The organism is Pseudomonas sp. FP1742 (genome assembly GCF_030687145.1).
GTDB lineage: Bacteria > Pseudomonadota > Gammaproteobacteria > Pseudomonadales > Pseudomonadaceae > Aquipseudomonas > Aquipseudomonas frederiksbergensis_D.
The window spans coordinates 2900217-2923223 of record NZ_CP117460.1 but is presented as its reverse complement, the minus strand read 5'-3'; the positions used below and the strand labels follow the sequence as shown (position 1 = coordinate 2923223).

Here is a 23007-nt window from a genome sequence, read left to right as displayed (position 1 = left end):
CACGAACTTTTTCGAAAGTCCCGTTTCGTTACGCAACTTTTACGGCGGTCATATGAATCCTGTTTTTCGCCTGGCAGTCATTGAAGACCTTCCAGCACTGCTGGCACTCGAACAGCAATGCTTCACCACCGACCGGCTCAACCGGCGCAGTTTTCGATGGATGATCAGCCGGGCTCACGGGCAACTGCTGGTGGCCCAACGTGGCGAGCGATTGGTGGGGTATGCGCTGGTGTTATTTCACCGGGGTACTTCACGGGCACGTCTGTATTCGATTGCGATCGCCGTTGATGCTCGCGGCAGTGGGCTGGGCAAGCAATTGCTCGAACGCGCCGAAGCCTGCGCCCTTGAGCACGATTGCGCCTACCTGCGACTTGAAGTACGCATCGACAACCCGATGGCAATCGCTCTGTACGAGCGCAACGGTTATCGGCGATTCGGGCTGATTCAAGACTATTACCAGGACCATGCCGACGCGCTGCGACTGGAGAAACACGTTCTGTAGCGGCTGCCGAACGCGGGCTACGCCAGCTGCTACAAAGGCTGCTTCAACCCAACCTTATACAACGCACCATCGTCTTCATCGGTCAGTACATACAGATAACCATCCGGCCCCTGTCGCACATCGCGAATCCGTTTGTTCAGCTCACCCAACAGCCGCTCTTCGTGAACAACCTTGTCGCCGTCGAACTGCAGGCGGATCAGCTCCTGGCCCACCAGCGCGCCGATAAACACGTTGTGCTGCCAGGGCTTGAAACGGTCGCTGTCGTAGAAGGCCATGCCGCTGAGGCCAGGGGACTTTTCCCAGACGTGGTGCGGGCCCACAGTGCCCTCGACCGTCTCGCCCTTGGCTTCCGGAATCGGCAGGCCGGAATAGTTGATGCCGTGGGTTGCCAGCGGCCAGCCGTAGTTCTTGCTACGTTCGATGATGTTGACCTCGTCACCGCCCCGGGGGCCGTGCTCGTTTTCCCAGAGTGTGCCGCTCCAGGGATTGAGCGCCGCGCCTTGCGGGTTGCGATGGCCGTAGGACCAAATTTCCGGGCGCACGCCTTTTTGCCCGACGAAGGGGTTGTCCTTCGGCACCTTGCCGTCCGGATAGATCCGCACGATCTTGCCTTGCAGCTTGTCGAGGTCCTGCGCCGTGGGTCGATCGTTGTTCTCACCCAGGGTGATGAACAGATAACCCTCACGGTCGAACACCAGCCGCGAGCCGAAATGATTGCCAACCGAAAGCTTGGGCTCCTGACGGAAGATCACATTGAAGCCCTTGATGGCCGTCAGGTCTTCGGACAACCGCCCGCGACCGACCGCCGTACCGGCCTTGCCGTCTTCACCGCCCCCTTCGGCATAAGACAGATAAACCATGCGGTCTTGCTTGAAGTCGGGCGACAACGCCACATCGAGCAACCCGCCCTGCCCCTTGGCCCAGACCTGAGGCACGCCACTGAGCGGGCTCGAGAGTTTGCCGTCGACACTGACCACCCGCAGGTTGCCGGGCCGTTCGGTCACCAGCATCCCTTGGCGACCGGGCAGAAACGCCAGCGCCCAGGGATGCTCCAGACCTTTAACGATCGGCGTGACCTCAAGGGTGCCCTCCTCACTTTTCAGTTCCTGGGCAGGCGCCGCAAACACGGGCGCGCTGGTGATCAGTACGCCGGCACAGAGTGTTGCCAGGAGGGTTTTACGCAACATGCACGATTCCTTTTGTGGTCAAAATGGCTGGCAAGACCTCTATCCTGCCGTTCAACGGTTGCTGGTGTCTGCGTCCCGATGAGGTGGATTGGGTATGAATGTCGGTGGGCTGGCGGGAGCCTGGCGATCCTGCGGATAACGGTTGCCGATACCGCCGTTCTCCAGGGTCGGCGGTCGCGGCGCGGGCGCCGTACTCGGCCCGCGGATCACCGGGATGCCGGGGCGCGTGCCTTGCATGCTGTTGGGGTTGGCCCGGCGGATCGGGTTGTTGTAAGGATTGTTATTGGTGCTGCCCGGCAGATTCTGGGCCAGCAGCAAGGGCGAGGACGGCATCGCGGTGTCCGCCAGAGCCCAATGGCTCAGCACGCCGTTTAATGCCAGGACGATGATGCCAAGCACACATCGGTTCATGGGGACCTCTCGAAATGAGCGTGCAACGTGATTTGCCTCACGCTACGCCCGGACTTCGGTTTTGTTAACTAAAACCTCCTTCAAAAGGTGTAACACGAGTTGACTGCACCGCTGATCCGCCCGCCGAACCGGGCCGCAGGCGACTGAAACTTTTGCCCTTGCGTGCAGGTCACCTGAACATCAATCGACTGACGAGAACACGGCGATGGCACGGGCAATCTGGAAAGGCGCAATCAGTTTCGGTCTGGTGCATATCCCCGTGGCGCTGGTTTCGGCAACGTCTTCCCACGGGGTGGATTTCGACTGGCTCGACAAACGCAGCATGGAGCCGGTGGGCTACAAGCGCATCAACAAGGTCACCGGCAAGGAAATCACCCAGGAAAATATCGTCAAAGGCGTCCAGTACGAAAAGGGGCGTTACGTGGTGCTCAGCGAAGAAGAAATTCGCTCGGCGCACCCGCTGTCGACCCAAACCATCGACATTTTTGCCTTTGTCGACAGCGAGCAGATCCCCCTGCAAAACATCGACACACCCTATTACCTGGCGCCGGACAAACGCGGAGGCAAGGTCTATGCGCTGTTGCGCGAAACGCTCAACAAAACGGGCAAGGTCGCCCTCGCCCGCGTTGTGCTGCATACCCGTCAGCACCTGGCGGCTCTCATGCCGCTGGAATCAGCCTTGGTTCTGGTGATGCTGCGCTGGCCGGCCGAAGTGCGCAGCCTGGATCAACTGGAGCTTGGTAGTGAAGTGACCAAGCCGGATCTGGCCAAGGGCGAGCTGGAGATGGCGAAACGGCTGGTGGAGGACATGAGCGCCGACTGGACGCCCGAGGAATACCGCGACAGTTTCGAAGACAAGATCATGGCGCTGGTTGAGCAGAAGGCGAATGAAGGCAAGATCGAAATCGTCGAAACCGCTACCGGTGAGGAGGAGCGCAGGACGGCGGATGTCATCGATCTGACCGAACTGCTCAAACGCAGCCTCGGTGCCAGGAGTGCCGGTAAAACGGCAGCAAAGGCCAAAACGGGCACAGACAAAAAAGCCACGAAGCATTCTCGTGGCTGACGGGTTATTGAAGCATTTATAAATTATGCAGTGAACATACTGACCTCTTCGCGGGCAAGCCCGCCCCCACAGGTTCGGCGACGTTCGCAGAATTTACACACTGTGGGAGCGGGCTCGCCCGCGATAGCGTCCTACGCCACAACACAAAACTCAGATCAAAACGAAAATCGCCAGCAACCCGCCAAAAATCGCCCACTTCTCCAGGTAGTAACGGGTGCGGTTACGCTTCTTGAGCGCTTTGCCGCGCAGGCGAACCTTGTAGATCTTGGCGAACAAACGGTTGATACCGCCGATTTTGTCACCCGCATCGTTCGGCGCGCCCGCCGCCGCCATCACCGTGCGGCTGAACCAACGGTTGAACGCCGTCGCCCAGCGATACTTCATCGGCCGTTCGACATCGCAGAACAGGATGATGCGGTTTTGCTGGGTGGTGTTTTCGGCGTAATGAATGAAGGTTTCATCGAACATCACCGCCTCGCCGTCGCGCCAGTGATAACTCTCGCCATCGACATTGATGTAGCAACCGGCATCGTTCGGCGTTTCCAGCCCCAAGTGATAACGGTACGAGCCGGCATAGGGATCGCGGTGCCGGACCAGTTTGGAACCTGGCGGTAGTTCGGCGAACATCGCCGCCTTGATCGAACCGATGCCTTGCACCAGCTCAGTAGTGCGCGGGCAGAGTTTTGCAGCCGAGGGGTGACTGTCGCCGTACCACTTGAGGTAGAAGCGCTTCCAGCCACTTTTGAAAAACGAGTTGAAACCGACGTCGTCGTACTGATCCGAGCGTTTGATCGCCCCGGCCTTGAGCAGGTTCTGGCCTTCAGCACGAATCTCTTCCCAATGAGCCTGCAAGGGACTCAGGTCGGGAAAGTCCGCCGGATTGAGATAGGCCCGGTTGGGGATCTTCGAGAACATATAAAGGAAGCAATTGATCGGCGCCAGAAACGTCGAGTGGTCGCTTAGTTGGCGGCCAAGTTTGTGGCGCACCTTGCCGCGCAAATGCACATACGCGATGGAGATAACATAGATAGCAGCAATAATGAGTTTCACTGAAATCGTCACACGTCAGAAGTGAGCAAACTGCGTCCAATGGCGCGTTCTTGAGCCATGTCGACAATCGACATGGGGGCGAAAGATGTCATTTTAGCCATACTTTGTAACCAATAGTTAACGTTCAACTGTGAAAATGTGTCTACTCATGCCGCCAAAACGCCACGCGGCTTTAACGCCCTATTAGTTCAAAGGATCGTCTAAGCTCAGATGTAAGCATGAGGGCTCAGCCATGTGCGGACGACTTTCGCAGTACCGAGGCATTCACGACTTCGTCGCGGCGCTGAGCATGCCCAACGCCCTGGTCAACAACGCCGGTGATCAGCCATTCGAGCTTTACAACGCCGCGCCGACGACTCAACTCGCCCTCTTCCACCAGGAAGGCGACGTGTTGCACGCCGACAAGGTTCGCTGGGGCTGGCGGCCACACTGGTCTGAGGAGCATCCGATGCCGATCAATGCCAGGGTCGAGAAAGTCAGCCACGGTCCGTTCTTCAAAGCGATATGGCCGCACCGGGCAATTGTCCCCATCGATAACTGGTTTGAATGGGTTTACGAGGGCGGCCCGAAGAAGCAGCCCTACCTCATCCGCCGCAAGGATCGCGCGCCAATTCTGTGCGCGGCGATTGGTCAGTATCCAAGGTACGAACATCAGCCGGACGAACATGACGGCTTCGTGATCATCACCGCTGACAGCAAGGGTGGCATGGTGGATGTTCATGATCGGCAGCCGGTGACGCTGAACCCCGAACTGGCCCGGGAATGGCTGGACCCGGCCACGCCGAAAGAGCGCGCCGAACAGATAGTGCTGTTGCAGGGCGAGCCGACCGAGACATTCGAGTGGTTCAAGGTTGATCAAGCCGTGGGCAATGTGCACAACGATGGCCCTGGACTGATCGAACCTATCTGAACATCGCGCGACACCATTCGTCGCATGGAAAGCGTGGCGCGGAATACGCGTCAATGTCTGGCTTAGGGTTTGCACATGCCGGCGATAGCGGCCCCAGAACGACGTAATTCTGACGCGGTGGCATTCACATTAACGTTTAAGGACTCCAGCGATACGCTTGGTCAGTCACCGGGAGATGTAACGTGTCAACTCTCAACGAAATCGCAGCGAACCACGCGAGAATGGCTAAGGCAAAGGCAGAAGAGTCGACCGGGCTGAGTGAGCGACACCCTCAAATAGTGGGCAGTTTCGAAATCACATGCATTGATGAGCAACAGCACTTGCCACTGCATCTGATCACTGGCGTGCAGGACAACCACCATTATTACAACGGGCAGGTAGCAACAACGTCATAACCACTGTCTGGAGAGGTGATCTGCACAGTCCAGCCTTGCGTAAAAGTCATCTCGTGATACTCGACGATGGCGCTGATTTCCGGGCAAAGCTTTTTGGCTTGCTCTGGAGAGCGGTCTACCGAGATATTGACCGTACGATCCTCGGCCGAGAATTCGGAGGCCTGGGTTAAGGCGTCATTGCCGTCGAGGATTTTGCAGAGTAATGAGGCGTTTTCGACGGACTCGTCCGTTGCGCTGGAATAAGCGCATTGAGCCGTCGCAAGCGTCAGGACACACAACATACCTGCTGCGTATTTGTTTCTCACTTCCATGTTCCTTGGGTGGCGTAAGGGCTGGTGTTCTCGCATTAAACCATTAAGCCCGCCGGTGAGCGGCAAATAGTCACTGGCACCACTGCGACTCACAAGGCACGCCATCGTTATCGCCGTCCATTTTCATTCCCGGACAATTTTGCAGAAAGTTTTTGGCCTCTGCGCACGAGGTCATCTGCGAGCAGTATTTGCGTCCGTCACATTTGAATGGCGCCGAAACAGGCTTCGGTGCAGTCGTGACTGTAGGGGTTACTTTCGGATGCGGTAGCTTGGCTTCAAGCCAGGGTTGTAACTCAGGGGAAAGCTTCCAGGCCAACAACCCCATGATAAGCACGACCAAAATCAGCTTCATTTGATTCATCCATGACTAGAGGATGCTTATATTCTAGTCGCTGAGAACGAATCACCAGGTAAGGGCAACCAATGCCTTGATGCTCTGGAGGGGCTGCCGCCACCGCCACGCGCGGTATGAGGGGCAAGTCTGAATAGGTGCCCACCCTGACCAAGTGCTGGCCATTCAGCAATCCTTCTGAAACACACCTGGCCGGGCAAGCGCTGCCGACTTTACCCAGAGCAGCGCCCAGTGTCCCGAACACAACGCTGAACAAAAATAACATTGAGGTGCGGACAAGGAGCTTCCCTGCGTTTTCTGCGCCACTGAGGATGCCCCCCCTCTGAAGAAGGTGGCGACACGTTATCGCGCGCCGTACAACTGCCGTCACACTTATGCGACAATATGCGGAATGTCTGGCATGAATCCCGCCTTTATTGCCCAACAGCTTGGACAAGCGTCCAGATGCTGCTCTCGACTTATGCGCGCCGGTTGAAGTCTGGCGGTGACTGGGGAGAGATGGAGAAACTCCAAAACGCCCCAGGCATGGCCCACGCGCCAAAAATGCGCAGCTCGCAACCCATTGATAGGTAAAGTAATTGATCTCCACAGCTAACATCACGATGCAGTTCGGCGCCAAGCCGCTATTCGAAAACGTTTCGGTCAAATTCGGCGCTGGCAACCGCTATGGCCTGATCGGCGCCAACGGTTGCGGCAAGTCGACCTTCATGAAAATCCTCGGTGGCGACCTCGAGCCGTCCGGCGGTCAGGTCATGCTTGAGCCGAACGTGCGTCTGGGTAAATTGCGTCAGGATCAGTTCGCCTACGAAGAATTCACCGTGATCGACACCGTGATCATGGGTCACGAAGAGCTGTGGAAGGTCAAGGCTGAGCGCGACCGCATCTACTCGCTGCCGGAAATGACCGAAGAAGACGGCATGGCTGTGGCCGAACTGGAAACCGAGTTCGCCGAAATGGACGGCTACACCGCCGAATCCCGCGCCGGCGAGCTGTTGCTGGGCCTGGGTATCGGCATCGAGCAGCACTTCGGCCCGATGAGCGAAGTATCGCCGGGCTGGAAACTGCGCGTGTTGCTGGCGCAGGCGTTGTTCTCCGATCCTGAAGTGCTGTTGCTCGACGAACCGACCAACCACCTGGACATCAACACCATCCGCTGGCTGGAAAACGTGCTGACCCAGCGCTCCAGCCTGATGATCATCATCTCCCACGACCGTCACTTCCTGAACAGCGTGTGCACCCACATGGCTGACCTGGACTACGGCGAGCTGCGCCTGTTCCCGGGCAACTACGACGAGTACATGACCGTGGCGACCCAGTCCCGCGAGCAACTGCTGTCGGACAATGCCAAGAAGAAAGCGCAGATCTCGGAACTGCAATCGTTCGTCAGCCGCTTCTCGGCCAACGCCTCGAAAGCCAAGCAAGCCACTTCCCGCGCGAAGGCGATCGACAAGATCCAACTGGCCGAAGTCAAGCCTTCGAGCCGTGTGAGCCCGTTCATCCGTTTCGAACAAACCAAGAAGCTGCACCGTCAGGCGGTCATCGTTGAGCGCATGGCCAAAGGCTTCGACGGCAAGACTCTGTTCAAGGACTTCAGCTTCCAGGTTGAAGCTGGGGAGCGCGTGGCGATCATCGGCCCGAACGGTATCGGCAAAACCACCCTGCTGCGCACCCTGGTCAACGAACTGACTCCGGATGCCGGCACCGTGAAGTGGACCGACGCCGCAGAGCTGGGCTACTACGCCCAGGACCACGCGCACGACTTCGAAGAAGATTGCAACCTGTTCGACTGGATGGGCCAATGGACCCAGGGCGGCGAGCAACTGGTTCGCGGCACCCTCGGTCGCATGCTGTTCTCCAACGACGAGATCCTCAAGTCGGTCAAGGTCATCTCCGGTGGTGAGCAAGGTCGCATGCTGTTCGGCAAGCTGATCCTGCAAAAGCCGAACGTGCTGGTGATGGACGAACCGACCAACCACTTGGACATGGAATCCATCGAAGCGCTGAACCTGGCGCTGGAGAACTACCCGGGCACGCTGATTTTCGTCAGCCACGACCGTGAGTTCGTCTCGTCCCTGGCCACCCGTATCATCGAGTTGAGCGCCAATGGCGTGATCGACTTCAGCGGCACCTATGATGACTACCTGCGTAGTCAGGGCGTGTTGATGTAAGGCGGCTTCTGGCTGCAAATGGAAAGCCCCGTCCTGGTGACGGGGCGATCGCCAGCCGTATCGTTAGCCTGCTTTCTTTTATCTCACACCCGCGCCATGATGCAGTTCTCCTACCGCCGCCCGCGAACGAGCTCTCATGTCTGTGCAGCAACTGCCCCCGCAAAGCTCCCTGGCGATCACCCTGCAGATCGTTTCCATCGTTTTCTATAGTTTTATTGCCTTCCTCTGCATCGGCCTGCCAATTGCCGTGTTGCCAGGGTATGTCCATGAACAACTGGGGTTCAGCGCCATCGTCGCGGGGCTGACCATCGGCTCTCAATACCTGGCCACCCTGCTCAGCCGTCCGATGGCCGGGCGCTTGTCAGACAGCGTCGGCACCAAACGGGCGATTGTTTACGGGTTTTCGGGGATTGTGTTGAGCGGCGTGCTGACGCTGCTCTCGACTCTGCTGCAAAGCTTGCCGCTGCTGAGCCTGATCATCCTGATTGGCGGCCGGTTGCTGCTGGGGATCGCTCAAGGACTGATCGGAGTCGGCACCATCAGTTGGTGCATGGGTCAGGTTGGTGCCGAGCACACGGCACGTTCGATTTCCTGGAACGGGATTGCTTCTTACGGCGCCATCGCCATCGGTGCGCCGCTGGGCGTGGTGATGGTCGCTGGGCTGGGGTTCGCCAGCCTCGGGATCACCCTGTCGTTACTGGCCTTTATGGCGCTGCTGCTGATCCGCAACAAACCGTCGGTACCGGTGATTCGTGGCGAGCGCCTGCCGTTCTGGGCGGTGTTCGGGCGCATTGCCCCTTTCGGCGCGAGCCTGAGCCTGGCGTCTATCGGCTACGGCACGCTCACCACTTTTATTACCCTGTATTACGCCAGCCGTGGCTGGACCGGCGCGGCTTACTGTCTGACGGTGTTCGGGGTTTGTTTCATTCTGTCGCGGCTGTTGTTCATTTCCAGCATCAGCCGTTTCGGCGGCTTCACCTCGGCCATCGCCTGCATGAGCATTGAAACCGTGGGGCTGGTTCTGCTGTGGCTGGCACCCTCGACCGGTTATGCCTTGATCGGCGCAGGCCTGACCGGGTTTGGCCTGTCGCTGGTCTATCCGGCGTTGGGGGTGGAAGCGATCAAGCAAGTGCCCAACTCCAGTCGCGGCGCGGGTTTGAGTGCCTATGCGGTGTTTTTCGATCTGGCGCTGGCGATTGCCGGGCCGCTGATGGGCGCGGTGGCGTTGAATCTGGGGTATTCGTGGATTTTCTTTAGTGCGGCGTTGTTGTCGGTCACCGGACTGGCGTTGACCTTGTTTCTGAAGCACCGGGCGACTGTCTAAAGCCTGCTGCAAATCTCCTGTGGGAGCGGGCTTGCTCGCGAATGCGGTGGGTCAGGCAACATTGATGTCGACTGATACGCCCTCTTCGCGAGCAAGCCCGCCCCCACAGGGGTTTCGGGGGCCCTATTGATCGGCGGTTTGCATACCGGCGCGAGTGGGTTTAGCCAGGGCATGGGAGAAGAAACGGCCGGCTTCAGAGATCAGGTTGCGGTGAATATCCTTGCGGTCGACGCCGTCGGCATCGGTGCACAGCGCCGGCATGGCGGCGATCTGTTCTTCGTTGCACGGCGCCAGGAACACGAAGTGCCCTGCCCCGGCTAGCAATTTGAAGTCTGGCGCGGTCGGCAGTTTACGCGCCAGGGCTGCGGCGTTTTTGTCGAATGCCACCAGTTTGTCGCCATCGCCGCTGTACAGCAGCACCGGCACATGTACGTCGGCCAGGGTATGGCGGCCAAATTTCAGACTCAGCGGCGCCATCAACAATAAGGCATGCACCCGCGGATCCGCCACGGGCTGCAGGTCATCGCGGTCGACGACCAATTCACCTTGCGTGTTGCAGGCATCGTGATCGTCCGGGCGCTCATGGCAATAGCGGCGCAAACGGTCCAGATCCGGAGTGGCGCCGGACAGGATCAACGCGGTCTCACCGCCCGCCGAATAGCCGATTACCCCGACCTGATCGGCATTGACGAAGGGCGCAAGCATACGGTCGCCCAAGGTCGCGGTAATGGCTTCGGAAATCTGGATCGGCCGCCCGTAAAGATTGCTCAAGGTGCCGAGACGGCTGTGGTCTTTGGAGTTGTCGCCGGGATGGATCACCGCCACCACCACAAACCCCTTGCGTGCCAGCGAGGTGGCCAGATCGTGCAGCGCCAGCGGGGTTCCGGTGTTGCCATGGGACAGCATCAGCATCGGGAAGCGTCCGATAGCGACTTTGGTGTCTTCACCGGCTTCGACTGTGTAGCCCTCGAGCTTGCTGGAGTGCTCCCTCTCACTGGACGGATAAAAGGCGATGGCGCGCATCGGCTGCAAGTCCAGCGGGTCGAGGAATGTCATCTCATGGAAACCGACGCTCCAGTGAGGAAACAGCACAGGCGCGGCGTGCACTGAATTCAGGCTGCCGAACAGGCAAATCAGTAACGTTGCACAAAGACGCACCATGGGATGCCCCACCTTATTACCTGACCGCAGATATTAACCCTCGACTGCATAACCTGGGCCAGAAACTGATCGCCGCCAGAAACAAAAAACTCTGTACCTGGCCATCACGATGACCAGAATACAGAGTTTCAGGGGTATTGCCCGAGCTGTTTACGACTTTACGCAAGCCTTACGCGGCAGCGAACAGTTGCTCGCTGATGTGCGCCTGAGCGTCGCTCATGGCTTTGCTGCGCACTTCATCACCGTAGGCCAGGCCATGGGCACGAACGAACTCGATGTCGGTGATACCGAGGAAGCCGAACATCACCTTCAAGTACTCTTCGTGAGCAGTGCCGGTCGGTTGGCCAGCGTGCAAACCGCCAGCCGTCGAAACGATCACCACTTTCTTGCCGCCGCACAGGCCTTCAGGGCCGGCTTCGGTGTAGCGGAAAGTCTGGCCGACTACGGCGATGCGGTCGATCCAGGCCTTGAGTTGGGTCGGGATAGTGAAGTTGTACATCGGCGCTGCAATCACGACGGCATCGGCGGCAAGGAATTCGGCCAGGGCCTGCGCGCCCAAATCCGCTTCATGCTGTTGCGCGGCGTTGCGCAGTTCGGCGGCGGTACCGGCGGCGACCAAGGTGGCGGCGGAAAAATGGCTGATGGCATCGGCGGCCAGGTCGCGGTAAGTCACCACAACGCCAGGCTCGGCGGCCTGCCAGGCCTTGACGACTTCGCCGCTCAACTGACGGGAAGCCGAGTTGTCACCCAGAATGCTCGAATCGATATGCAGTAATTTCATGTGGGATCTCCAAGGTGAGGATCGCCACCCGGCGATCTGATGGAAACAATCCTACCAACGAAACCAATAGCTGATTAGCCGGTAATAATGCGATAGTTCGTCCCACTGATAGAACAGTCGGATTTAAATCATGCAAGATCTCAACGACCTCTACTACTTCGCCAAGGTGGTCGACGCCGGCGGCTTCGCGGCGGCCGGGCGATTGCTGGGGATTCCCAAGTCCCGGTTGTCACGACGCATCGCCGAACTGGAAGAGCGCCTGGGCGCACGCCTGCTGCAACGCACCACCCGCCAACTCAACCTGACCGCCGTGGGCGAGCGCTACTTGCGGCACTGTCAGGCGATGCTGCTGGAGGCCGAGATGGCCGACGAAGCGGTGGCCAGCATGTCCAGCGAACCCCGCGGCCGACTGCGGGTTTCCTGCCCGGTGGGATTGGCCCACGACATGTTCCCGTCGGTGATCAGCAGGTTCCTGGAGAAATTCCCGCAGGTTCAGCTGGAGATGCTGCTGCTCAATCGCCGGGTTGATCTGGTGACCGAAGGCGTCGATGTCGCCTTGAGAGTGCGGGAACTGGGTGATGAAGACCCACTGCTGGTCACCCGACGCTTACGTCAGGCGCAGACTGTCATGGTCGCCAGCCCGGCGTTTCTTCGCGAGCGGCAGATCAAGACCCCGGAAGACTTGAAAAACGTGCCGATATTGGGCGCACTGGAAGCCGATCGGTTGGTGCATCTGCGGATGCTCGACCAGCAGGGCAAGGCCTGTGAAATGACATTTGAAGCCCGATTGGGCATCGACGATTTTCTCGTGCGCAAGGCGTGTACCCTGTCCGGGCTGGGTTTCACCGTGCTGCCGATGATGTACTGCGAGCAGGAACTGGAAGACGGCTCGCTGGTGCAATTGCTGCCCGACTGGTCATTGCCGGGCGGCTGGCTGCAAGCGGTCTACCCTCATCGGCGCGGGGTAATGCCGGCAGTACGCGCCTGGATCGACCATTTGATCGAATCATTCAATGCCTGTGGGGACCGACTGTTATGAAGGCAAGACCAATGAGCGAAGAGGATGTTGCGCAATTCTGCCTGGCGCTGCCCGGCGCGCGGGAGGATTACAAGTGGGGTGGCGTGCGGGTGTTTTCGATTGCCGGGAGCAAGATGTTCGCCTTGCAGAACCTGCGGGGCCAGTCCCTGGCCTTCAAGGTCGACAAGGACCTGTTCCTGGGCCATTGCGACCGACCGGGCATTCACCCGGCGCCGTATCTGGCCCGGGCGCAGTGGATCATCATGGACACGCCCTACCCGCTGGGCACCGAAGAGCTGCAAGGCTTGCTGCAACGTTCCCACCAATTGGTGGTGAGCAAGTTGCCCAAGCGCACGCAGGTCGGCTTGCTGCTTTAAAGCCTGCGCTTAGAACAGCGCAAACAGATTAGCCCCAAGAAACAACTGGTCGATCCAGAACACCTGATGCATCAGCACGATGAGCCAGAACACCAGTTGAAACGAAACCTTGCGGGTCTTGTGCCGAAACACTTGCTGGGCCAGCAAGGCACCCGGCCAACCACCCGCCAGTTCCACCGCGTGCAAGACGTTCTCCGGCGTGCGCCAGCTGTCGGCGCGGGCCTTGTGCTTGTCGCTCCAATACAGGAAAAACGCCAGCACGCTGACAAGGCCGTAGGCTGCCAGGGGAATCACCGACACCCCGCGCAGCCACAACGACACCGAGCCAAACAACGGCACCGCACACAGTACCGCGAACACCAGCAGTTTCAGCCGCAGGTTTTGAATGGCTCCCCCGGAGTTGCGACCGGAGTTGTTGCGCGCGCTGGAATCATTCATGGCTTGGCCGCGGTCCAGTCGACCCAACCGAATTGCCAGGTGGCCAGAATCACCAGACCGAACGCAATGCGATACCAGGCGAATGTCGCGTAGCTGTGGCTGGCAATGAACAGAAGCAAGCCACGAACGGCAATCATCGCAAAGATAAAGGCGGTGACGAAACCAATGGCGAACACCGGGAAATCAGCCGGCACAAACAGGTCGCGGTATTTGTAGCCCGAGTACACCGCCGCGCCGACCATGGTTGGCATGGCGAGGAAGAACGAGAACTCGGTGGCCGTCTTGCGCGACAAGCCGAACAGCAAACCGCCAATGATCGTCGAGCCGGAACGCGAGGTCCCCGGGATCATCGCCAGGCACTGGGCGAAGCCGACTTTCAGGGCGTCTTTCCAGGTGATGTCGTCGACACTTTCAGCATGCACCTCATGTTGACGGCGTTCGGCCCACAACATGACGACCCCGCCCACGACCAACGCGGTGGCCACGGTAATCGGGTTGAACAGGTACTTGTGAATCAGATCGGCGAAAATCACCCCCAACACCACCGCCGGCAGGAAGGCAATCAACAGGTTCGCGGTAAAGCGTCGAGCGCTGGGCTGCGTCGGCAAACCGATGACCACGTCGAAGATCTTGCGGCGAAACTCCCAGACCACCGCCAGGATCGCCCCGAGCTGAATGATGATATTGAAGGCCATGGCCCGCTCGCCACCGAAATCGAGCAGGTCCGCCACAATGATCTGGTGCCCGGTACTGGAAATGGGCAAGAACTCCGTCAGCCCTTCTACAACGCCTAAAATCAATGCCTGTAAGGCAGTCCAAAGATCCATCAATCCCCCAAGAAGCCATGCCCCAGGCATGCCCCGTTAATATTTTCTGAGCGTTCACTGCGATCAGCGTAGCTGACATCCCGCGCGCACAAAGATCCCCACAAAACCGTAAAAATTCTGTGAAAAACAAACCGGGACTCAGGTTTTTTCGCGCGGGGCCGAAATCCTATCAGACAAGCCTCATTTACGCTGCCGCGTAATAGGACCTGAGTCGGATAGGCCCGATCGGCAAAGTGTGGTTGGATGCTGGCGATCATTTATGACAAGAACAAGAAACCGGAGTAACAGCGTTATGAACAGCTTGCGCAGTGTATCGATCAGCCGACGCTTGTGGCTCATCTTGATCGTGGCCGTGGTGATGTTACTGACGTTGGGCGTGTTGATGCTCAAGCAGATTCACGACGACCTTTATCATGCCAAGGTCCAAAAGACCCAGCATGTGGTGCAGACCGCCAGTGGCATCCTGACTTATTACCAAGGACTGGAAACCGCCGGCACCCTCACCCGCGCCGTCGCGCAACAGCAGGCACTGACCGCCGTGCGTGGTTTGCGCTACGACCAGAATGACTACTTCTGGATCAACGACCTGACGCCGGTCATGGTCATGCACCCGACCAATCCGAAACTCGAAGGCCAGAACCTCTCGACGATCCGCGACCCGGACGGCTTCGCGCTGTTCAACGAGATGGTTGCCATCGCCAAGGCCAAGGGCGCCGGCATGGTCGACTACCGCTGGCCGAAACCGGGCGCCAGTGCTCCGGTGGAGAAAACCTCCTACGTCAAACTGTTCGAGCCCTGGGGTTGGGTGATCGGCTCCGGCGTGTACATCGACGACATGCAGGCCGAGTTTTACGCCCAGGTCTGGAAGGCGTCTTTCGTCGGCCTGGTGATTGCCCTGATCATGGCGCTGCTGGTGATCATGATTGCCCGCAGCATCGTGCGTCCATTGCAGGAAACCGTGGATGCCATGGCCAATATCGCCAGCGGCGAAAGCGACCTGACCCGCAGCCTCGATACCCACGGCCAGGACGAAGTCACGCAACTGGCCCGACACTTCAATGCCTTTACCGCCAAACTGCGCCGGGTGATCAGTCAGTTGCAGGAATCTGCCAGCGCGCTCGGTCAGTCTTCCAGCGACCTGGGCAACGATGCCGCGCAAGCCCAGCAACGCAGCCAGCAACAATCCCAGCAAATGGAACTGGTGGCGACCGCGATCAACGAAGTGACCTACGGTGTGCAGGACGTAGCCAAAAACGCCGAGCACGCGGCCAGCGAAATGCGCGATGCCGAATCTCAGGCACAGCAGGGGCAGATCAATATCGATGGCAGCCTGCAGCAGATCGACAAGCTGTCTTCGACCATCGATCAAGCGGTTGAAGTGATTCGTACCCTGGCCGACGAAAGTACCCAAATCGGCAGCGTGCTGGAGGTGATTCGCTCCATCGCCGAGCAAACCAACCTGCTGGCCCTCAACGCCGCCATCGAGGCCGCCCGGGCTGGTGAGCAAGGTCGAGGGTTTGCGGTGGTTGCCGATGAAGTGCGTCTGTTGGCCCAGCGCACGCAGAAATCCACGGCGGAAATCCAGTCAATGATCGAGCGTCTGCAAAGCCATTCCGAAGCGGCGGTCAAGGTGATTGGCGACAGCAGCCGTGCGTCGCAAATCACCATCGAGCAGGCCGGCCTGGCCGGCGCCAGCCTGAATGCCATCGGCCAGGCCTTGCGCAACCTCAACGGGTTGAACGCCTCGATTGCCAGTGCGACGTTGCAGCAGGCCCATGTAGTGGAAGACATCAATCAGAACGTCACCCAGGCCGCCGGGTTGTCCCACAGCACGGCACTGGCGGCCGAGCAGTCGAGCGTGGCCAGCGTTCACCTCAAGGAATTGAGCGAACAGTTGAACGGGTTGCTCAAGCAGTTTCGGGTGTAACGGACCCCGGCATGGCCTCCTGTGGGAGCGGAATTGCTCGCGAAGTCGGCAGCACAGTCAACATTGATGTCGCCTGACACACCGCTTTCGCGAGCAAGCCCGTTCCCACAGGGATTGCGCTGACTGACTGATATTGCCTCCCCGCCACCACAAGCCCATTGCCCCACAATCCGGGTACAATTCGCCCCCTCATTTTCTACGACACCAAGGATCCTCCATGTCCGGGCTTGAACTGTTTGCCGCCGCCCTCGGTGTGATTGCCGTCTGGTTGACGGTCAAACAGAACCCCTGGTGCTGGCCGGTCGGCCTGGTCATGGTGCTGTTGTACAGCTGGATTTTTTTCGAGGTGAAGCTGTATTCGGACATGCTGCTGCAGGTGATCTACGCCGCATTGCAGCTCTACGGCTGGTGGCAGTGGACCCATGCAGGTGCGGCGCGTGACGGACGGCAGGTCAGCCTGCTTGAGAGCAAATCCACCGCGCTCGGCCTGGCCATCGGCGCGCTCGGCAGTTTGCTGCTGGGGGCTGCAATGGCTAATTGGACCGATGCCGCCCAGCCCTGGCTCGATGCGGCGCTGACCGGCTTCAGCCTGGTCGCGCAGTTATGGATGGCACAAAAGCGCCTGCAATGCTGGCCGCTGTGGATCGCGCTGGACGTGATCTTCGTCGGTCTGTTCATCTATAAAGAGCTGTACCTGACCGCCGCCCTCTATGGAGTCTTCGCCCTGCTGGCTGTGCAAGGCTGGCGGACGTGGCGTGCCGACCCGGCGTTGCGTACATGAAAGTGCTGGTACTCACGGGGCCCGAATCCAGCGGCAAGAGTTGGCTGGCCGCCGAGCTGCAACAGCAATTCGGCGGCGTTCTGGTGGGCGAATACGTGCGCTGGTTTATCGAGCAGGAGGCACGGGACACCTGCCTGGCCGATATTCCCGAGATCGCCCGCGGTCAGTTGCAATGGGAAGATGACGCCCGCGCCCTTCAGCCACCGTTGCTGATTCTCGACACTCACTTGCTGAGCAACATGCTCTGGAGCCAGACCCTGTTTGGCGATTGCCCGGCCTGGCTGGAACAAGCGCTGCTGGCCCGGCATTACGACTTGCACTTGCTGCTGTCGCCTGAACTTGTCGACTGGACCGATGACGGTCAGCGTTGCCAGCCCGAACTGGATGAGCGCCGGGCTTTTTTCAACGCGACCCTGGCGTGGCTGGAGCAGCATCGACAGCCTGTCCAAGTGATCCAGGGCGACTGGGCAGAACGCCGTGCTCAGGCGTTGCAAGCGGTGACTCTGCAGCTTGGATGCTGACCTTCCTTCCCCCCAATCAAGGTGCAGAACCTGTGGGAGCGGGCTTGCTCGCGAAAGCGGTGTGTCAGGTGACATCAATGTTGACTGTGCCGCCGTCTTCGCGAGCAAGCCCGCTCCCACAGGGATTGGGTGCCGAGCTGACGGGCACTTGCCAGCAGCCCAGCATTTGTTGCGATATTTTTTCAAATGCGTCCGTTTATGAAACATACCTTCACGCTTGAACAGCCCGTTTCAGCGCCATTCATCGTTCTGTCATGGCATGTGTTAAAGCGCTGAAACAGCACAACGCACGCTATGGATCCAGAGCATTGCGCTCCCTTTTCCCCGTCATAACCCCTTGCATTCGTCTCAGGCTTGAAACAACTCAATCAAGGATCCATTCACCTTGATCGATAACTCCTTGAATTAAAATAACAATCAAAAAGCGGCACGACTTTCGCTCTTTCCTTCACAACGCTGATTAGGGCCAGCGCACAACAGAAGGAACACCGTCGTGGGGACTTTTCGTAAAGGCTTTACGCGCTTGATGCTGCTCGGATGTGCCACCGTCTCGCTCCTGAGTCTCGACGTTCAGGCTGAAGGCAATGGCGTCATCGTGCTCACTCGTGATGTACAACCCCATACCGTCGGCAGGCCCCCCTTCCAGAAGGATCCCTACCCGACCACTGTCAACGCCAACCCCTCGGATCGTGTCACCTCGACACTCGGCGATACCGAGTTGAGCGATGGTGAGTTCGCCAGCGTGGCCAGCGGTTCGTCCATCAGCAACAACATCAACCAGAACGGCAACATACCCGGCAGCCTCAATGTCGTGACCAACCCCAATGGCATGCCCGGCATGAGCGCCGGTCATGGCGGCGGCAGCGGTGGCGCGATTTCGGGAACGATCAACCATGCCATGAGTTCCGGCCTCGCGCCGTTGGGCAGACTGGCGGGAGGTCAATGACATGATCCGCTCCCTGATCCTGCTCGCTCTGGTCGTCAGTGCCAGTGTGAGTCCTGGCGCCATGGCCGACTCCAGCGTTCCGGTGCTCAACACCGCCAACATCCTGGATTCCGGAGCCCGGTACAACGGCAACTTCAACGTCAACCAGGCCTCCGGCGGTCAACAGCAACAGGCCAACACCCGCGCCATCGCCATCGGCACCGATGCCTCGGCGACCACCCGGGTGATCCAGAAACTCGACACGCCCGCCAACCCGTCGATGAACGCGACGGCCACCATCGGCGGCACTTCTTTCAGTCATGGCAACGGCGCACTGGGTGTCAACCAGGGTGCCGGGGCCAACAACCAGATGGCCAACGCAATGCGCATCAGCATCAGTGCTGCGCCGCAAAGCGTCGACGATAGCGCCCTTTCTCAACAGAACGTGGCGTTGCTACCAAGCTCAGGGGCAACTGACGCTTCAAAAGGCAGTCGCCAGGTCGTGACAAGCGACCAGGCCTTCACCGGCAGCCGAGGAGTGATTCAGGTGAACCAGAGTGCCGGGGTGGGGAACCGAATGGCTAACACCCTGAGCATACGGGTCGCTGACTGACCCGAACGCAGTGCGATTAGAAAGTAACCAACACTTAACCAACTAATAAGCACGGAGAATCACCATGAAACCCACAATGGCTCTCAAGCCTCTCGTGTTCGCCCTGGCAGCCGTCATGGCGATGGCTGCACAAGCCAACGATAACGACCGTGGTCACGGCCACCATCATCACGGTCCCAAAGGCCCCACCTGGGAACAGCAACTGTCAATCGACTCAGCCGCCAGCGCCTATGTAGGGGATACACAGGACAGCAGCGGCAACTCGGTACTCAACCAAGGCACCAACAACACCGCCGAGGCTGACAACTCGCTCAACGGTTCCAACGGCAACATGGGCGCCAACGTCGCGGGTGGCGATGGCAACCAGCAAGACAACGCCGCCGCGCTGGCTACCGCTGATGAAAGCTTCATATTCGGTTCTGCCGAGGCAACCTCCACCGCGTATCAATACAACACCAATAACTACGTCAAAAACCGCTCTACTCAAAATAACGCCACGCTCAACAATGCGGGCAACAACGGCTCCGGCAACATTGGCATCAACGTGACTGCCGGCAACTTCAACCAACAGAAAAACAACCTGGCGATTGCCGTGTCTGGCGGACGGGTAGCAACAGCCTCGGCTGACGCTTACCAATCCACCACCGGTCTGGATGTCGACAACAAAGCTGACCGGACCCACGTCACCACCACCCTCACCGATACCACCACGTCCTCGGGCACCTTCAAGGCCAAAGGCACCGGGACGATCGACGACAGTGGCTGGGGTCACAGAGGCGATGACAAGTTCAAATTCAGCGCCGTGGGCACCTTCGATCTGGCTGGCGTCACCACCCATCAAGTGCTGACGCCAGACGGCTGGAAAAACCCGGTTGTGAACAACGCCTCCATGACCAACTCGATGAACAGCTTCTCCGGCAACGGCGGTGCCAACGTGTCGGCGGGGGTGGGCAACCAACAAAGCAACTCTCTGTCCATTGCTGCCGGCTGCAGAGCCTGCATGTAATCGCGATCGAAATGAAAGCCCCGGCAACGGGGCTTTCTTTCCACGGTTCACCAAAGGCGTATCGATCATGCGTACGACAGCCTGTTTCGCCCTGCTGTGCCTGTGCGGCTTGACTCAGGCGGCGCAGATGCCGGTGGCCGCCTTGCCTGGCGGCATATTGGTTTACAAGCAGGTGCAAAGCGTGCGTGAGCGCAAGTTCAGCGACATCGTCGAACAGAAAACCGACTTCAGCTGCGGCGCTGCCGCACTGGCCACGGTGCTGCGCCAGGCTTACTGGCTCGATGTCGATGAGGAACACATCATCAAAGGCATGCTGGTCAACGCTGATCAGAACCTTGTCCGTACTCAAGGTTTTTCCATGCTGGACATGAAGCGCTACATCGAAGCGATCGGCATGCGCGCGCGTGGTTACCGGATACCGTCCGAGAAACTCGAAGCGGTGACCATTCCGGTGGTGGTGCTGATGGAAATTCGCGGCTACAAGCATTTCGTGGTGATGCAGCGGGCGGACAAGAACTGGGTCTATATCGGCGACCCGGTGCTGGGGCACAAGCGCTACTCCCATGATGACTTTGTCAAAGGCTGGAACGGCATTGTCTTCGCAATCGTGGGTCCCGGTTACGACAAAACCAATGCATTGCGCAGCCCTCCGGAACCGCTGACGGCGAAGAACAAGCTGGATACGTTCAACCCGGTCAAAGATGCCGAATTGATGGACTTTGGTTTCATACAGAGCGACTTCTTTTAGCCGCCAACTGATGATAGAGAGGGCCGGATTGCCCCGGGAGCAGCAGATGAAAACCTCATACTGGCTGGCCGCCGCTTGCCTGGCAGCAAGCGCATCGGGCTACGCCAATGCAGGATTCAAACCCATCGAACTCAAGGACCAGGAGCTCGCCGAGCTACGCGGTCGTTATGTCATGCCGGGGCGGATTATCAGCTTCGGCATCATCATGAGCAGTACCTGGCGCAATGCCAGTGGCGACCTGATCGGGGTGGAAACGTCCATGCAGATCCAGGCCGCTACCGTAAAACCCCAATTTTACGTGTCGACCATTAAAGAGTCCGGTAACGGCAGTACGCCGTCACCAGGCACCGGGAATGTGATCGGTGGCGCAGGACTGACCACCACCCAGGGTGTCACACAAACCGTGCGCGCCGCCGGTGACGGCAATAGCGCCTACAACAATGTCGCCATCAACGTCCAGGAGGCCAACCAGGCGCCGGTGCCGAATCCCGTCCAGGGGCAGGCGCTGACAAGCGGGCAAACCATTACCGACAGCAATGCCGCCGGTAACGTCGCGGTAGCGGCCACCGGTGGTGGCGTGCAAATGGCCATCCAGGCCAACAACAACCAAGGCACGGCCATGCAACAGGTGGCGCAGGGTGGTCTGGTGCAGAACACCCGGCTTCTGGGCAACAGCAACAGGGTCAATAACCTGACGCAACTTAATGTGGTGCTTAACAACAACGGTCGAAATGCCGGAGCAGTCAACTGCAATCTGAATCAACTCAAAGCACTTCGCAGCCTGGGATATTGAACTACGCTGATGTTCGATCATTGGGCTTCATGGGGGACGACTTATCATGTATCGGTCAGTACCGCTGCGCGCGATCGTTTGTCTGAGTACTTTGTTCCCGTCGACGCTGCTGCAAGCAGCGTCCGATGCGGACGTGGAAGCGTTGAAGCAACAACTCATGGAGCTCAAGCAACGATACGAAGTACAACAAAAAGCCCTGGCGGTACTCGAACAACGAGTCCGCCAGGTAGAGGATCAACCGGCGGCGGCACCGCCTAAACGCCTGGCCAAGTCGCCAGCCGACATGAAAGGCAACCCGCAAGTGGCCACCGGGACGGGGGCGGCCGCAGCTTCAGGAGGCGCCGCAGGCAGCGGCAGTTCCTATGGACAATCACTGGCCGATGACTCTCAACCGGCACAGAGTGTTTCCAACCTGTATGACGAGGCCAGCGGATTCTTCGGCGGCGGCAAGTTCAGCCTCGAAACCGGGCTGACCTATTCGCGTTACGACACCCGCCAGCTGATCCTCAACGGCTTCCTCGCACTGGACTCGATCTTCCTGGGCAACATCAACCTGGACCGGATCAAGGCCGACACCTGGACGCTGGACCTCACCGGTCGCTACAACTTCGACAATCGCTGGCAGTTCGACCTGAACGTGCCGGTGGTGTACCGCGAATCGACGTATCAGTCCGGCGGGGCCAACAACGGTGCTGCGGGGGTGACCAGCGAAGAAACTGTCACCCGCGATCCGACGCTGGGCGATATCAACTTCGGGATCGCCTACAAATTCATGGACGAATCGATCAACACCCCGGATGCGGTGTTCACCTTGCGGGTCAAGGCGCCGACCGGCAAGGACCCGTTCGGAATCAAGCTGCGCCAGAGCGACGCCAATACCAACCTGTTCGTGCCTGACACCCTGCCGACCGGCAACGGCGTCTGGTCGATCAGCCCCGGCATCTCGCTGGTCAAGACCTACGATCCGGCGGTTCTGTTCGGTAGCCTGTCCTACACCCACAACCTGGAAGAGTCCTTCGACGACATCAGCGCCACCGTCAATCAGAAAGTCCCGGGCAAGGTGCGGATCGGCGACAGTTTCCAGATTGGCGCGGGTATCGCGTTTGCACTGAACGAAAAGATGAGTATGTCGTTCTCGATGTCTGACCTGGTGCAACGCAAAAGTAAACTCAAACAGGATGGCGGGGATTGGGAGTCTGTGGTGTCCAGTGACGCCAACGCCGGTTACTTCAACGTCGGCATGACCATCGCGGCCTCCGACAACCTGACGATCGTTCCCAACCTGTCCATCGGCATCACGGACGATGCGCCAGACTTTTCCTTCAGCCTGAAATTCCCGTACTACTTCTAATCCGCGTCCAGCAATAGAAAAGGCCCGCTACGAGAGTTGTCGTAGCGGGCCTTTTTTGTTGCAC

General features: G+C 58.9%; 25 protein-coding genes and 3 pseudogenes. 19 read left to right on the top strand and 9 right to left on the bottom strand.

What is annotated here, in order from left to right; all coding sequences use genetic code 11:
- Nucleotides 1–52: 52 nt before the first annotated feature.
- Nucleotides 53–499 (top strand): annotated as a pseudogene (rimI, locus tag PSH64_RS12995) (ribosomal protein S18-alanine N-acetyltransferase); the annotation flags it as partial.
- A 32-nt stretch (nucleotides 500–531) separates the two neighbouring features.
- Here the strand turns inward: rimI and PSH64_RS12990 are convergent.
- Together PSH64_RS12990 and PSH64_RS12985 are read right to left on the bottom strand one after the other, a co-directional pair.
- On the bottom strand, nucleotides 532–1689 hold the full coding sequence (locus tag PSH64_RS12990) for a PQQ-dependent sugar dehydrogenase (protein WP_305480874.1): 1158 nt from the start codon (nucleotides 1687–1689) through the stop codon (nucleotides 532–534).
- A 51-nt stretch (nucleotides 1690–1740) separates the two neighbouring features.
- On the bottom strand, nucleotides 1741–2100 hold the full coding sequence (locus tag PSH64_RS12985; protein WP_105341898.1) for a hypothetical protein: 360 nt from the start codon (nucleotides 2098–2100) through the stop codon (nucleotides 1741–1743).
- A gap of 205 nt (nucleotides 2101–2305) precedes the next feature.
- On the opposite strand from PSH64_RS12985, the gene PSH64_RS12980 reads away from it, so the two are divergent.
- A complete protein-coding gene (locus PSH64_RS12980) occupies nucleotides 2306–3166 on the top strand; it encodes a Ku protein (protein ID WP_105341901.1) in 861 nt (286 codons plus the stop codon).
- Nucleotides 3167–3316: 150 nt separating this feature from the next.
- Here the strand turns inward: PSH64_RS12980 and lpxO are convergent, their stop codons facing one another.
- On the bottom strand, nucleotides 3317–4216 hold the full coding sequence (lpxO, locus tag PSH64_RS12975) for a lipid A hydroxylase LpxO (protein WP_105341902.1): 900 nt from the start codon (nucleotides 4214–4216) through the stop codon (nucleotides 3317–3319).
- A gap of 232 nt (nucleotides 4217–4448) precedes the next feature.
- Here lpxO and PSH64_RS12970 point away from each other — a divergent pair, with 232 nt between their 5' ends.
- Both PSH64_RS12970 and PSH64_RS12965 read left to right on the top strand, forming a co-directional pair.
- Nucleotides 4449–5126, top strand: a complete 678-nt coding sequence (locus PSH64_RS12970; protein WP_105341903.1) for an SOS response-associated peptidase family protein — start codon at nucleotides 4449–4451, stop codon at nucleotides 5124–5126.
- Between the two features lie 182 nt (nucleotides 5127–5308).
- On the top strand, nucleotides 5309–5521 hold the full coding sequence (locus tag PSH64_RS12965; protein WP_105341904.1) for a hypothetical protein: 213 nt from the start codon (nucleotides 5309–5311) through the stop codon (nucleotides 5519–5521).
- On the opposite strand, the gene PSH64_RS12960 is transcribed toward PSH64_RS12965, so the two are convergent.
- Nucleotides 5491–5832, bottom strand: a complete 342-nt coding sequence (locus PSH64_RS12960) for a hypothetical protein (RefSeq protein ID WP_305480873.1) — start codon at nucleotides 5830–5832, stop codon at nucleotides 5491–5493. The two genes, PSH64_RS12965 and PSH64_RS12960, sit on opposite strands and share 31 nt — an antisense overlap.
- A gap of 70 nt (nucleotides 5833–5902) precedes the next feature.
- Nucleotides 5903–6184, bottom strand: a complete 282-nt coding sequence (locus tag PSH64_RS12955) for an excalibur calcium-binding domain-containing protein (protein ID WP_305480872.1) — start codon at nucleotides 6182–6184, stop codon at nucleotides 5903–5905.
- A 316-nt stretch (nucleotides 6185–6500) separates the two neighbouring features.
- Here PSH64_RS12955 and PSH64_RS12950 point away from each other — a divergent pair.
- The 3 genes and pseudogenes from PSH64_RS12950 to PSH64_RS12940 form a co-directional block, all read left to right on the top strand.
- Nucleotides 6501–6757, top strand: a pseudogene (locus tag PSH64_RS12950) (site-specific integrase); the annotation flags it as partial.
- A gap of 5 nt (nucleotides 6758–6762) precedes the next feature.
- On the top strand, nucleotides 6763–8352 hold the full coding sequence (locus PSH64_RS12945; protein ID WP_105341909.1) for an ABC-F family ATPase: 1590 nt from the start codon (nucleotides 6763–6765) through the stop codon (nucleotides 8350–8352).
- 136 nt (nucleotides 8353–8488) lie between these two features.
- Nucleotides 8489–9676 carry an MFS transporter gene (locus tag PSH64_RS12940; RefSeq protein ID WP_305480871.1) on the top strand — a complete coding sequence of 396 codons (1188 nt, stop codon included), beginning with the start codon at nucleotides 8489–8491 and terminating at the stop codon, nucleotides 9674–9676.
- 123 nt (nucleotides 9677–9799) lie between these two features.
- On the opposite strand, the gene PSH64_RS12935 is transcribed toward PSH64_RS12940, so the two are convergent.
- Together PSH64_RS12935 and PSH64_RS12930 are read right to left on the bottom strand one after the other, a co-directional pair.
- Nucleotides 9800–10837, bottom strand: a complete 1038-nt coding sequence (locus tag PSH64_RS12935) for a dienelactone hydrolase (RefSeq protein WP_105341914.1) — start codon at nucleotides 10835–10837, stop codon at nucleotides 9800–9802.
- A 169-nt stretch (nucleotides 10838–11006) separates the two neighbouring features.
- The gene (locus PSH64_RS12930; RefSeq protein ID WP_305480870.1) at nucleotides 11007–11618 is read right to left on the bottom strand and encodes an FMN-dependent NADH-azoreductase; all 612 of its coding nucleotides are present in this window, start codon (nucleotides 11616–11618) and stop codon (nucleotides 11007–11009) included.
- A gap of 130 nt (nucleotides 11619–11748) precedes the next feature.
- Here PSH64_RS12930 and PSH64_RS12925 point away from each other — a divergent pair, with 130 nt between their 5' ends.
- Together PSH64_RS12925 and PSH64_RS12920 are read left to right on the top strand one after the other, a co-directional pair.
- Complete coding sequence (locus PSH64_RS12925) at nucleotides 11749–12657, top strand: LysR substrate-binding domain-containing protein (protein ID WP_305480869.1); 909 nt, start codon at nucleotides 11749–11751, stop codon at nucleotides 12655–12657.
- Nucleotides 12654–13013: an MmcQ/YjbR family DNA-binding protein gene (locus PSH64_RS12920; RefSeq protein WP_028940519.1), complete on the top strand. Its 360-nt coding sequence runs from the start codon at nucleotides 12654–12656 to the stop codon at nucleotides 13011–13013. Before PSH64_RS12925 ends, PSH64_RS12920 begins: the two co-directional genes overlap by 4 nt.
- A gap of 9 nt (nucleotides 13014–13022) precedes the next feature.
- On the opposite strand, the gene PSH64_RS12915 is transcribed toward PSH64_RS12920, so the two are convergent.
- Together PSH64_RS12915 and PSH64_RS12910 are read right to left on the bottom strand one after the other, a co-directional pair.
- Entirely contained in the window at nucleotides 13023–13451 is a 429-nt protein-coding gene (locus tag PSH64_RS12915; protein WP_105341920.1) for a DUF1294 domain-containing protein, read from the bottom strand.
- Nucleotides 13448–14278: an undecaprenyl-diphosphate phosphatase gene (locus PSH64_RS12910; protein ID WP_105341922.1), complete on the bottom strand. Its 831-nt coding sequence runs from the start codon at nucleotides 14276–14278 to the stop codon at nucleotides 13448–13450. Before PSH64_RS12910 ends, PSH64_RS12915 begins: the two co-directional genes overlap by 4 nt.
- Before the next feature lie 259 nt (nucleotides 14279–14537).
- Here PSH64_RS12910 and PSH64_RS30440 point away from each other — a divergent pair.
- From PSH64_RS30440 to PSH64_RS12865, 10 genes and pseudogenes are all read left to right on the top strand, one after another.
- A pseudogene (locus PSH64_RS30440) lies at nucleotides 14538–15299 on the top strand (cache domain-containing protein); the annotation flags it as partial.
- A gap of 171 nt (nucleotides 15300–15470) precedes the next feature.
- Nucleotides 15471–16205 (top strand): methyl-accepting chemotaxis protein, encoded by a 735-nt coding sequence (locus PSH64_RS30435; protein ID WP_370694476.1) that lies wholly within the window; start codon nucleotides 15471–15473, stop codon nucleotides 16203–16205.
- A gap of 217 nt (nucleotides 16206–16422) precedes the next feature.
- Complete coding sequence (gene pnuC, locus PSH64_RS12900; RefSeq protein WP_305480868.1) at nucleotides 16423–16986, top strand: nicotinamide riboside transporter PnuC; 564 nt, start codon at nucleotides 16423–16425, stop codon at nucleotides 16984–16986.
- A complete protein-coding gene (locus PSH64_RS12895; RefSeq protein ID WP_305480867.1) occupies nucleotides 16983–17507 on the top strand; it encodes an AAA family ATPase in 525 nt (174 codons plus the stop codon). The genes pnuC and PSH64_RS12895 overlap by 4 nt, the downstream gene beginning before the upstream one ends.
- A 493-nt stretch (nucleotides 17508–18000) precedes the next feature.
- Entirely contained in the window at nucleotides 18001–18453 is a 453-nt protein-coding gene (locus tag PSH64_RS12890; protein ID WP_305480865.1) for a hypothetical protein, read from the top strand.
- A gap of 1 nt (nucleotide 18454) precedes the next feature.
- The gene (locus PSH64_RS12885) at nucleotides 18455–19045 is read left to right on the top strand and encodes an adhesin (protein WP_305480864.1); all 591 of its coding nucleotides are present in this window, start codon (nucleotides 18455–18457) and stop codon (nucleotides 19043–19045) included.
- 64 nt (nucleotides 19046–19109) lie between these two features.
- Entirely contained in the window at nucleotides 19110–20051 is a 942-nt protein-coding gene (locus PSH64_RS12880; protein ID WP_105341937.1) for a heme utilization protein, read from the top strand.
- Between the two features lie 67 nt (nucleotides 20052–20118).
- Nucleotides 20119–20799, top strand: a complete 681-nt coding sequence (locus PSH64_RS12875) for a C39 family peptidase (protein WP_305480863.1) — start codon at nucleotides 20119–20121, stop codon at nucleotides 20797–20799.
- A gap of 46 nt (nucleotides 20800–20845) precedes the next feature.
- Nucleotides 20846–21592, top strand: coding sequence for a hypothetical protein (locus tag PSH64_RS12870; RefSeq protein WP_305480862.1), 747 nt, complete (start codon nucleotides 20846–20848; stop codon nucleotides 21590–21592).
- 46 nt (nucleotides 21593–21638) lie between these two features.
- Nucleotides 21639–22943, top strand: a complete 1305-nt coding sequence (locus tag PSH64_RS12865; RefSeq protein ID WP_305480861.1) for a hypothetical protein — start codon at nucleotides 21639–21641, stop codon at nucleotides 22941–22943.
- Nucleotides 22944–23007: the final 64 nt, after the last annotated feature.

What these genes read in the sequence shown, in the direction of transcription:
- PSH64_RS12990 (WP_305480874.1), bottom strand. Translation starts at nt 1,689, where the DNA reads ATGTTGCGTAAAACCCTCCTGGCAACACTCTGTGCCGGCGTACTGATC.
- PSH64_RS12985 (WP_105341898.1), bottom strand. Translation starts at nt 2,100, where the DNA reads ATGAACCGATGTGTGCTTGGCATCATCGTCCTGGCATTAAACGGCGTG.
- PSH64_RS12980 (WP_105341901.1), top strand. Translation starts at nt 2,306, where the DNA reads ATGGCACGGGCAATCTGGAAAGGCGCAATCAGTTTCGGTCTGGTGCAT.
- PSH64_RS12970 (WP_105341903.1), top strand. Translation starts at nt 4,449, where the DNA reads ATGTGCGGACGACTTTCGCAGTACCGAGGCATTCACGACTTCGTCGCG.
- PSH64_RS12960 (WP_305480873.1), bottom strand. Translation starts at nt 5,832, where the DNA reads ATGGAAGTGAGAAACAAATACGCAGCAGGTATGTTGTGTGTCCTGACG.
- PSH64_RS12955 (WP_305480872.1), bottom strand. Translation starts at nt 6,184, where the DNA reads ATGAAGCTGATTTTGGTCGTGCTTATCATGGGGTTGTTGGCCTGGAAG.
- PSH64_RS12940 (WP_305480871.1), top strand. Translation starts at nt 8,489, where the DNA reads ATGTCTGTGCAGCAACTGCCCCCGCAAAGCTCCCTGGCGATCACCCTG.
- PSH64_RS12935 (WP_105341914.1), bottom strand. Translation starts at nt 10,837, where the DNA reads ATGGTGCGTCTTTGTGCAACGTTACTGATTTGCCTGTTCGGCAGCCTG.
- PSH64_RS12930 (WP_305480870.1), bottom strand. Translation starts at nt 11,618, where the DNA reads ATGAAATTACTGCATATCGATTCGAGCATTCTGGGTGACAACTCGGCT.
- PSH64_RS12925 (WP_305480869.1), top strand. Translation starts at nt 11,749, where the DNA reads ATGCAAGATCTCAACGACCTCTACTACTTCGCCAAGGTGGTCGACGCC.
- PSH64_RS12920 (WP_028940519.1), top strand. Translation starts at nt 12,654, where the DNA reads ATGAAGGCAAGACCAATGAGCGAAGAGGATGTTGCGCAATTCTGCCTG.
- PSH64_RS12915 (WP_105341920.1), bottom strand. Translation starts at nt 13,451, where the DNA reads ATGAATGATTCCAGCGCGCGCAACAACTCCGGTCGCAACTCCGGGGGA.
- PSH64_RS12910 (WP_105341922.1), bottom strand. Translation starts at nt 14,278, where the DNA reads ATGGATCTTTGGACTGCCTTACAGGCATTGATTTTAGGCGTTGTAGAA.
- PSH64_RS30435 (WP_370694476.1), top strand. Translation starts at nt 15,471, where the DNA reads ATGGAACTGGTGGCGACCGCGATCAACGAAGTGACCTACGGTGTGCAG.
- pnuC (WP_305480868.1), top strand. Translation starts at nt 16,423, where the DNA reads ATGTCCGGGCTTGAACTGTTTGCCGCCGCCCTCGGTGTGATTGCCGTC.
- PSH64_RS12895 (WP_305480867.1), top strand. Translation starts at nt 16,983, where the DNA reads ATGAAAGTGCTGGTACTCACGGGGCCCGAATCCAGCGGCAAGAGTTGG.
- PSH64_RS12885 (WP_305480864.1), top strand. Translation starts at nt 18,455, where the DNA reads ATGATCCGCTCCCTGATCCTGCTCGCTCTGGTCGTCAGTGCCAGTGTG.
- PSH64_RS12880 (WP_105341937.1), top strand. Translation starts at nt 19,110, where the DNA reads ATGAAACCCACAATGGCTCTCAAGCCTCTCGTGTTCGCCCTGGCAGCC.
- PSH64_RS12875 (WP_305480863.1), top strand. Translation starts at nt 20,119, where the DNA reads ATGCGTACGACAGCCTGTTTCGCCCTGCTGTGCCTGTGCGGCTTGACT.
- PSH64_RS12870 (WP_305480862.1), top strand. Translation starts at nt 20,846, where the DNA reads ATGAAAACCTCATACTGGCTGGCCGCCGCTTGCCTGGCAGCAAGCGCA.
- PSH64_RS12865 (WP_305480861.1), top strand. Translation starts at nt 21,639, where the DNA reads ATGTATCGGTCAGTACCGCTGCGCGCGATCGTTTGTCTGAGTACTTTG.